At 66.6% G+C, this 9892-nt stretch carries 6 protein-coding genes; 4 read left to right on the forward strand and 2 right to left on the reverse strand.

All coding sequences use genetic code 11. The features are described 5' to 3' along the window. Positions 1–71 precede the first annotated feature (71 nt). Positions 72–1622: a sigma-54 interaction domain-containing protein gene (locus tag JRI60_RS02490; protein WP_204224229.1), complete on the reverse strand. Its 1551-nt coding sequence runs from the start codon at positions 1620–1622 to the stop codon at positions 72–74. 476 nt (positions 1623–2098) lie between these two features. Between JRI60_RS02490 and glnII the strand changes: the two genes are divergently transcribed. Next, positions 2099–3112, forward strand: coding sequence for a glutamine synthetase GlnII (gene glnII, locus JRI60_RS02495; RefSeq protein ID WP_204224231.1), 1014 nt, complete (start codon positions 2099–2101; stop codon positions 3110–3112). Between the two features lie 222 nt (positions 3113–3334). Here the strand turns inward: glnII and JRI60_RS02500 are convergent, their stop codons facing one another. Beyond that, the gene (locus JRI60_RS02500) at positions 3335–4630 is read right to left on the reverse strand and encodes a PQQ-dependent sugar dehydrogenase (RefSeq protein WP_204224233.1); all 1296 of its coding nucleotides are present in this window, start codon (positions 4628–4630) and stop codon (positions 3335–3337) included. 165 nt (positions 4631–4795) lie between these two features. Here JRI60_RS02500 and JRI60_RS02505 point away from each other — a divergent pair, with 165 nt between their 5' ends. The 3 genes from JRI60_RS02505 to JRI60_RS02515 all read left to right on the forward strand — a co-directional run bounded on the left by JRI60_RS02505 (position 4796) and on the right by JRI60_RS02515 (position 8704). Further along, on the forward strand, positions 4796–4978 hold the full coding sequence (locus tag JRI60_RS02505) for a CsbD family protein (RefSeq protein WP_204224235.1): 183 nt from the start codon (positions 4796–4798) through the stop codon (positions 4976–4978). A gap of 171 nt (positions 4979–5149) precedes the next feature. Beyond that, positions 5150–5614, forward strand: a complete 465-nt coding sequence (locus tag JRI60_RS02510; RefSeq protein WP_204224238.1) for a YgaP family membrane protein — start codon at positions 5150–5152, stop codon at positions 5612–5614. Positions 5615–5761: 147 nt separating this feature from the next. Then, on the forward strand, positions 5762–8704 hold the full coding sequence (locus tag JRI60_RS02515) for an alpha amylase C-terminal domain-containing protein (protein WP_204224240.1): 2943 nt from the start codon (positions 5762–5764) through the stop codon (positions 8702–8704). Positions 8705–9892 lie beyond the last annotated feature (1188 nt).

Below are 9892 nucleotides of genomic sequence, written 5' to 3' on the forward strand. Positions count from 1 at the left end.
GGGAGAGGGACGGGGTGAGGGTATAGAGAGAACCCGGGTTTCACCCGAGTCACGAGCCGCATCTCCGTTCCCTACGAGCGGAACCGAGAGCAATCGATCTCGTACTTGGAGACCTTGTAATTGACGATGCGTTCAGTGGTGCGAAGGAGCCGAGCGGCCTTGGCGCGATTGCCGCGGGTGGTCTTCAAGGCATCGGCGATCAAATCCTTTTCGAACTGCTGAACGGCGTCGGTGAGGGAGGTACTGGTAACGGTCTCGGAGGCCTCGGCGGTCTGCAACGTAGGCGGGAGGTGATGACCGTGGATGGCATTGCCATCGCAGACGAGGACGGCGCGTTCGATGATGTTCTCGAGCTCGCGGACGTTACCGGGCCAGTGGTAGCTGACGAGCATGTCGATGGCGGGGGTGGAGATGCGGCGGATGTTCTTGCCGTGCTCGCGGGAGTACTTGGCGACGAAGTGGTCGGCGAGGAGGAGGAGGTCTGACTTGCGCTCGCGCAGGGGGGGGATGAAGAGGGTGAAGACGTTGAGGCGGTAGTAGAGGTCCTCGCGGAAGGACTTCTCGGAGATGGCGGTTTCGAGGTCCTTGTTGGTGGCGGCGATGAGGCGGACGTTGGCCTTGAGGGTTTCGGTGCCGCCGACGCGTTCGAACTCACGCTCCTGGAGGACGCGGAGGAGCTTCACCTGGGTGGTGGGGTTGACCTCGCCGATCTCATCGAGGAAGAGGGTGCCGCCCTCGGCGAGCTCGAAGCGGCCGCGCTTGCGGGCCTGGGCGCCGGTGAAGGCGCCCTTTTCGTAGCCGAAGAGCTCGGACTCGATGAGGGTTTCGGGGAGGGCGGCGCAGTTGACGCGGATGAAGGGCTTCTTGGCGCGGGTGGAGTTGTAGTGGAGGGCGTGGGCGATGAGCTCCTTGCCGGTGCCGGACTCGCCGCGGATGAGGACGGTGGTGGTGGTGCGAGCGACCTGGTGGATCTGCTCGTACACCTGGCGCATGGGGCCGCTGGTGCCGATGATGTTGGAGAAGTCGTAGCGCTCGCGGAGCTCCTGGCGCAGGGTGGTGTTCTCCTCGAGCAGCTTCTTGCGCTCATCCTCCAGGAGGCGGTGGGCGGCGAGGGCCTGGCCGATCATGGAGGCGATGACGCTGAAGAGGCGGGTCTCCTCCTCGTAGTCGCGGTCCTTGTCGAAGAGCAGGTCCACGCCGAGGGCGCCGACGGGCTTGCGGTGCAGGAGGATGGGGACGCAGATGAAGGAGGACTCCGGGCCACCGTCCTTGCGGCCGCGGAAGGCGCGGTGGAGGAAGAGAGGCTCGCGGCTGATCTCCGGGACGACGATGGGCCTGGCGCTCTGGACGACGCGGCCGGTGATGCCCTCGCCGAGCCGGTAGCGGGCCTTGCGACCCTCGGCGCTCAAACCGATGGAGGCCTCGATGTAGAGGTCGTCGGCGTTGGGATCCTTCAGTGTCACGGTACCGCGCACGACGCCGTGGTAGCGCTCGAGCCGCTCCAGCACACGGTGGAGGGCCGCCTTGAGATCGTTGGCGCCGGCCAGGGCCTGGCTGACCTCCAGGAGGCTGGCCAGGGCGGGAGGCTGCCGGCCCTGCTGCTCGTCTGCTCGCTTCGCCATCGTGTGTTGCTCCTGCGGAACGGGTCTCCGAGGGGGCTCGGAGCGGTTCCGACAATTTTGTCGGCTTCGGGCCAAAGAGCTACGAAATTGTAGGTGGGGTTGTCGTGAGTCCTGAGAGCGGGCCCACCGGAAGGTGTCCAGGACCCGGCGCTTGGAGGGGTGGCATCCGTCGTCTTTCCATCATCCGGGGGGCGCGAGCGGTGGGAGCCCGTCCCTCTTCCCTCGGAACGACGGGGCACTTCCTACAATTTCGTGGGAAGCACGCGCATATCCTACAAAATTGTCGGAGCTTCGAGAGGCCCTCCGAGGGGCCCGCGAGGCCGGGTCCCCCTCATTTCGAGGGTTTCCGTCGAGCCCTCCGCCGGGCGAGGCCGTTGGCACCGCATCTGCAAAAGAGAGTCGGCGAGACAGGCGGTCCGCCAGGACCGCCGAGAGACCCGACCTCTCTCTGTAGAGGCACATGTGGAGGAAGTTGAATGCGTAAGGTGATGGCGGAGTACATCTGGATCGACGGGCAGAAGCCGACGGCGAAGCTGCGGTCGAAGATGAAGGTGTTGGAGGGGGAGGTCCGGAGCGTCTCCGAGTTGCCGGACTGGAGCTTCGACGGTTCCAGCACCTATCAGGCCGAGGGCAAGAAGAGCGATCTGCTGCTGAGGCCGGTGCGCTACATCCCGAACCCGCTGCGGCCGGGGACGTCGGACATCCTGGTGCTGTGCGAGGTGATGAATCCGGATGGCAGCCCGCACTGGAGCAACACGCGGGCGCCGCTGCGCGCGGTAGCGGAGAAGCACGCGTCCGAGGACACGTGGTTCGGCATGGAGCAGGAGTACACGCTCTTCGAGGGCAACCGTCCGCTGGGCTGGCCGGACAAGGGTTTCCCGGCGCCGCAGGGTGGCTACTACTGTGGCGTGGGCAGTGACGAGGTGTTCGGCCGCAAGCTGGTGGAGTCGCACGCCGAGGCGTGTCTGCGCGCGGGCATCAAGCTGTGCGGCACGAACGCCGAGGTGATGCCCGCGCAGTGGGAGTTCCAGATTGGCCCCCTCTCTCCGCTGGAGATGGCGGACGAGCTGTGGCTGGCGCGCTGGCTGCTGTACCGGATGGGCGAGGAGTACGGCATCAGCGCGACGCTGCACCCGAAGCCGGTGAAGGGTGACTGGAACGGGACGGGCTGCCACACCAACGTCAGCACGAAGGCGATGCGTGAGGCGGGCGGCATCAAGGTCATCGAGGCGGCGTGCGAGAAGCTGCGCGCGCGGCACGAGGCGCACATCCAGGTGTACGGCGCGCACAACACGGAGCGCCTGACGGGCCTGCACGAGACGGCGCCGATCAACGTGTTCCGGTACGGCGTCAGCGACCGTGGCTCGTCCATCCGCATCCCGCTGGGGACGGCGAACGACGGCAAGGGCTACTTCGAGGACCGTCGTCCGGCGGCCAACTGCGACCCGTACGAGGTGTGCCGCATCATGCTCGAGACGATCTGCGGCTGAGATCGTCCAAAGGACTCCTTGGGGTAAGGAGGCGCGGGCCTGGCGGGCGGGAGGTGTCGGGCTTCCCGTCCGTCGGGCCTGGCGTATTTTTAACCTCGAGGCTGGCGTATGTTCGCGGTCGAGTGGAGCGGGCCTTGATGGATTCAGGGGGCCGCTCGCGCTGGCCGGAGCGCCGTTGCGGCGCATCGAGGCCCGTTCCGCTCACTGCGCCGCCGGTGGAGCTCAGCCGCCGGTATAGGCGATGCGGTAGATGATGCCGTTGGTGTCGTCGGTGACGAGCAGTGAGCCATCGGTGGCCACGGCGGTGCCGACGAGTCGTCCGAAGTGGGCGCGGCCGTCCTCGAGGAGCCAGCCGGAGACGAAGTCCTCGAAGGCGAGCGGGTTGCCCTGCGGGTCGAAGCGGATGCGCACGAGCTTGTAGCCGGTGGGCGGGTTGCGATTCCACGAGCCGCGCAGGGCGAGGAAGGCGTCGTTGCGGAACTCGGCGGGGAACTGGGAGCCCGTGTAGAAGGTGAGCGTCATGGGCGCCGAGTGGCCCTGGTACTCGAGCGTGGACGGCTTGGTGCGAGCGCAGTAGTCGGGACGCGCCAGGTCATTGGGAGGCTCGGCGGAGACGAAGGGGTCCACCTCCTGCTTGCCGGCGCAGAAGGGCCAGCCGTAGTCGCCGCCCTCTTCGAGGCGGTTGAGCTCCTCGGGAGGGAAGTCATCGCCGCGGCTGTCGGAGCCGTGGTCCATGCCCCAGAGCTGGCCGGTGGCGGGGTGCCAGGCGAAGCCGATGGTGTTGCGCAGACCTTTGGCGAAGACGGAGCGGGCGCCGGTGGTGGGGTCGACGCGCAGCAGGGTGGCGTGCTCGGGGTCCGTCTCCGCGCAGGCGTTGCAGGTGCTGCCGACGGAGAGGTAGAGCCTGCCATCGGGGCCGAAGGCCAGGGTGCGGTTGCCGTGCTGGCCGCCATCCGGCAGGTCGCCGGTGAGCTCGCGAGGCGTGGCGAGTGTGCCATCGGGACGGATGTCCGCGACGTAGAGCTGCTTGACGGTGACGAGGTAGAGCTGGTTGCCGCGCAGCGCGAGCCCGTGCACGCCGCTGTCCTTCTGACCGAGCCCGGTGAGGGCGGGGGTCTGCTGGTCGGCGCGCCCATCGCCGTTGGTGTCGCGCAGGAGGGTGACGCGGCCGGCCTCGCGCTCGGTGACGTAGACGGTGCCATCGGGGCGGACGGCGAGGACGCGCGGGTTGGTGAGGCCCTGGGCGAAGACGTTGATGCTGAAGCCGGGGCGCACGGAGAGCTGGCGCAGGCGCTCGTCGTTGAAGTCTCGTCTGGCGGGGCGGACGAGGTTGTTCTCCGCGGAGACGGCGCGGACCTGGGCCTGGGTGGGAGGGACCTGGGGCGTGGGGACGCGCGCCTCCTGTCCGGGAGTGTTCGGGGACTCGCGCACCGAGGACGGAGCGGAGCTGGACGAGCAGGCGAGCGTGAGGAGCAGCGGCAACCAGCGAAGAGGAGGGCGAGGGAGCGTCGTGAGCATGAGGAGCGACGCTAGGGACGACGGCTGGATGCGGAAGGCTCCCAGGTGCTGGAGTGATGGATGGAGGGCACTCATGCGGACGAGCCCTCGATGGGTGTTTGTGGTTACCCCCGTACCTAGCTTCTGGCGTGTCGGTGATTGGACAGGGACACAAGGAGGCACGCCATGGGTGAGTGGACGGACAAGCTGAAGGGGAAGGTGAAGGAGACGGCGGGCGTGGCCACGGGAGACCGTGAGCTGGAGGCCGAGGGGAAGAAGGACACCCTCAAGGGCAACGTGAAGGAGAAGATCGAGGACGCGAAGCGGGTCATCAAGGACGCCGATGACGAAGTGAAGGGTCGTCGGTAGCCAGAGCGTCGTCGCGGAGCGTTGAAGTCCGAGCGGGTCGCGGGGAGTCACTCCCGTGGCCCGCTCGTCTTTTGGGCCGGGGAGACTCTCGTGCCCGGGGTCGCCTTGGCGCGGTCTGCGCGAGGTACCACCTTCCGGCGGGACGCCCATGTTCCTCAGGGAGGTTACGGCATGGATGCCAGGCTGGAGCAGCTCCTCGAGCCCCGGTACGACCGGGTGCGCCGCCACGGACCGGAGAGGGCCAACGAGGAAATCCTGCGGGAGGCACGCGAGCGCATGGCCCGCTATGCGAGCCGTCCGCTGGACGAGGTGGAGGAGCGGTTGGAGGAACTGGATCGCGAGTGGGACCTCGAGCGGTCGTTGCAGGTGAACGCGGCGGCGTGGTCGTTGGTGGGGCTGGTGTTGGGGGCGACGAGGGACCGGAAGTGGCTGGTGTTGCCGGGAGTGGTGGCGGGCTTGTTGCTGCAGTACGGGCTGACGGGGTGGTGCCCACCGGTCTCGCTGTTGCGCCTGTTGCGGTGCCGCACGAGAGGTGAAATCGAGGCGGAGAAGCTCGCGCTTCGGGTGCGGAGGGGAGACTTCAAGGGGTTGGATGAAGGGCACTCGGCGAGCTCGGAGGGGCCGGGCTGGGGGTGAGAGATGAACGAAAGCCCACAGTGGGGGCGATGGAGCGGGTGAGCCGAGCACCGCATCACTTCTGACTGGAAGAGACTCTGATCAAGGGTGACCCGAGACGCGAGGGGTCCCCCTTGTGCCGGGCCTGAAGCGCCGGAGGAGACGATCATGAGCACTTCCAGCATCAACGACCCGCCGAAGGGTACGAGGCCCGGTTCGAGGAGCGAGACCCGCGCGAGCAGCCGCGAGGAGAACGAGACTCCTGGCGCGAACAAGAACGTGCTCGCGGCGGGCGCTGCGGTGAAGCGCTCGGTCACGCTGGTCTATGACGCGGGACCGCACGGCGAGCTCACGAACCTTCAGGTGAAGGGCAGCTGGGACACGACGGGCCGCTATAGCGCGCAGTGGAGCGAGCGCCCGCTCCCGATGAAGTCCTTGGGAGACGGCAGGTGGGCGGTGACGGTGGACGTGCTGGACGACGGCCAGCCGCACGACTGGGAGTGGGGAGTCATGGCGGACGGCCCCGCGGGCAAGGGCCAGTGGGCGGTGATGGGCGAGGGCAACCTGAAGCTGGACTTGAAGAAGCCCACGAGCACGTACGCGCCGACGACGTACCACGAGATGGGGGCGAGACGTTCTGGGGCGGACGCCACGTTCAAGCTCTGGGCGCCGAACGCGAGGGGCGTACAGGTGAAGGTGACGGACCCCGAGGGGCGGGTGCGGCGCTTCCCGATGGAGCGGGAGGAGGAGGGCAACTGGTCCGCGAGGGTGAAGGGCGGGTGGAAGGAGCTGGTGGGCAAGTCGTACGTCTACGAGGTGGTGGACTCGGCGGGGGCGACGAGCGAGCGGCCAGACCCGTATGCGTGGGAGATGATGGGCGAGCAGCGAGGCCTGTCGCGGATGTACCTGGACGCGAAGACGGGCAAGGAGGTGAACCGCTACGCGCCGGACAACGTCGAGCTGATGCGCTTCGACATCGACGACGAGGAGGACGGGCACGTCGCGTACCTGGTGTTGAAGGACGAGAGTGGCCGGCGGCTGACCGGGGAGGAGCTGCGGAAGCGGTTGGGGGACTTCGACGCCTCGCTGGTGGACAAGCTGCGTGATGGGAAGTTCAACGACTTCTGGGCGAGGAGCGTCGAGCCGGATGGACGCATCCGGATGACGAATCATGAGGGGGCGTGGACGGCGCTGGTGAACGACCCGAGGAAGCTGGTGGGGTTGCGCTACGAGCTTCAGGTCTACGAGCGGGACGCGAAGGGCGAGCTGCGGCTGCGGGATGACGGGAACAGGGATGGGCGGCTGAGCGATGGGGAGCGCCTGATGTCACCGCACAACGATCCCTGGAGCGACGTCATCACGGAGGGGAGTGGGGTGACGTTCCGTGGCTCGGTCATCACGGATCCAGCGAGCTACACGTGGAAGAACGATGGAGCGCCGAGGGAGAAGGACCCGAGCAGGTGGGTGGTGTACCAGCTGCACGTGGGGAGCTTCCTGGGCGAGGCGGGGAACGGGGACCGTTCGACGCTGGAGGACGTGGGGGCGAGGCTGGACTACTTCAAGAAGCTGGGGGTGACGACGCTGGAGCTGTTGCCGGTGAATGAGGTGGAGGGGAGCCGGAACTGGGGCTACCTGGGGGTGAACAGCCTGGCGGTGGAGAGCGCGTTGGGCTTCGAGGACAATGACGGCAGGTGGGTGAGCGGGACGGAGGCGCTGAAGCGCTTCATCGACGAGGCTCACGGACAGGGGCTGAACGTCATCTCGGACGTGGTCTACAACCACGTGCACGGGGACTACAACGGGCTGTGGAACCTGGGGGGAGCGGAGAACCCGTACTTCAACTGGTCGAAGGAGCCGGGGAAGTTCGAGCAGCGGGACACGCCGTGGGGAGCGGTGCCGGCCTATTGGAACCCGAAGGTGAGGCAGTTCTTCGTGGACCACGCGGTGGCGCAGGTGCAGGAACTGCACTTCGACGGGCTGCGCTTCGACTTCACCGAGCCCATCAAGGGAACAGGGGGGAAGGACGGGTGGGAGCTGCTGCGGGAGATCAACCGTCAGGTGCACTTCTTCAACCCGGACGCGTGGACGGTGGCGGAGCAGTTCGACTACGACCCGAGCATCTCGAGGCCGGTGCAGAAGGACGGCACGGGAGGGGGCTTCGACGCGCAGTGGTACACGGAGTTCCAGCACCGGCTGGTGAATGACAATGGGAAGCCGGGGTTGATCCAGGCGGCGGCGCGCGGGTGGAAGACGGACATGGACGCGTTCATGTCGATGATGACGAACCCGCGAGGGCTGGATGGGTGGAAGAAGGCGCTGACCATCATCTCGAATCATGACGAGGTGGGGAACGCGCAGCGGACGATGAACACGGCGGAAGGGGAGCGGCCGACGGACTTCCCGGACCAGTGGTCCAGGAGCGCGGCGCGGTTCGTTGGGGGAATGGGGATGGCGGGCCCGGGCATCCCGATGTTCTTCCAGGGGGACGAGTTCGGAGCGCAGAACGACTTCCGGTGGGGCAACCCGTCCACGTGGGACAGCGATTGGAGCTGGGAGTCGCTGGGGAAGGACTGGGACTGGGACAAGGTGACGTTCAACGACGCGCGAAAGGCGAGCTACGAGCGCCTCTTCACGGTGGCACCGGAGGCGCGGGTGAAGGACGGGGAGTACCAGGGCCTGTCGCCAGAGGACCGGAAGGTCTTCGAGAGCCTGGCGGCGATGCCGGCGGAGCGGAGGACGGAGGCGATGCTGGACATCACTCGTCGGCAGAGCTTCCACTTCTACCGGGATGCGATCTCGCTGCGCCGCTCGAGCCCGGCCTTCCGGGCGGACGCGGAGGTGCACCGGGTGTACACGCACGACGAGGACTCGGTGGTGGCCTTCACGCGCAAGGCGGGGCGCGAGGAGTACCTCGTGGTGGGGAGCCTGAACCGGAAGAACCTGGAGGGCTACCCGCTGTCGTTGCCGCCGGGGAGATGGAAGGAAGTGCTGAACAGCGACGCTGCGGTGTACGGGGGGAACAACTTCGGCAACTACGGAGCGACGCTGAGCGGGGGCATCACGAAGGTGAACATCCCCTCGGCCGGCTACGTGGTCTTCAAGAAGGAGTAGCGGGCAGGAGCGCCCGTGTATGGGTCAGCGGTGCTCCCGCTGGAAGGGGCCGCCTGAGCGCTCACCGGACGTCCGTGGGTCAGGCGGTGGGCCTGCCCGGCGAGTGGTGAGCTTTCTTGTATGTCCTCGAAGAGATTGACACCGCGTGTGCGTCAGTCTCACGGGAGTGACGGCGGAAGAGGGCCGTCACGAGGCGCGTGCGAGGAGGAACCCAGCCAGGGCTAGCCGGTGCTGGAAATCTCCTGGGTGGGGAAGAGCCCGCGTTCTCTCGAGGGTTGTCCTGCTGAACCCGACGCTGAGCTGCTTCCGCGGATCATCCGGCTCGATTGAGCATTTGACGGCCAGGCAACAAAGCGTTAGGTATCGCTTCCCTTCGCACGACGGGCTGGCGCAACGGCGCTGCAGGCCTCCGAGCGAAGGGTTGGGAGCGGCGGGTTGGATGGATGGTGGGGCGGTAGCCCCACTCTCGGTCGGGGATGGCGGAATCGCAGCGGCGACGAAGTCCCCTGGCTGATCTGAAAGACGGAATAAGGAGTCGACGAAGCGGAGTTGACTCTCGACGCGGCGGTGGTAGAAGCCGCCTCCCTCCGAAACGGCGGAAGTCGCACTGGCGACAAGGTCGAGCTGGAGGGAAGAGAGAGTCGACGAAGGTGATTGACTCCCGACGCGGCGGTGGTAGAAGCCGCGCCCCCTCGAACGGACAGGTGAAGTCGCACTGGCGACGGAGTCCCCCGGACGAAGCAGTGACAGACGAAATACGAAGTCGACGAAGCAAGTTGACTCGAGACGCGGTGGTGGTAGAAGCCGCCTCCCTCCGAAACGGCGGAAGTCGCACTGGCGACAAGGTCGAATCGGCGGGAAGAAGCGAGTCGACGAAGCGAGTTGACACGGGATGCGGAAGCGAAGTAGGTTCCGCGCCCCTCCTCAAAAGGAAGAAACAAGGCGCTCCGGCGCGATGTTACCTCCCAACGAGGCGAAGCGGTGAAGCGGAGTGGCAACGGCCACTTGACAGAAAAGCCGCCTCGAAATAAAGAATGCGGCCCCCGAGGTTGAATGGGGTGCAGCTGAGAAGCGCAAGGTAACAGAAAGTCGCGGCAACAACAAGCGACTCGGTCTTTGAAAACCAAATAGCAAGCCCAAGAAGACAGATTGCGGAAACCGCAGTCAATTCTAAACGGTGCCCCGAAG

It is taken from the genome of Archangium violaceum, assembly GCF_016887565.1.
Classification (GTDB): domain Bacteria; phylum Myxococcota; class Myxococcia; order Myxococcales; family Myxococcaceae; genus Archangium; species Archangium violaceum_B.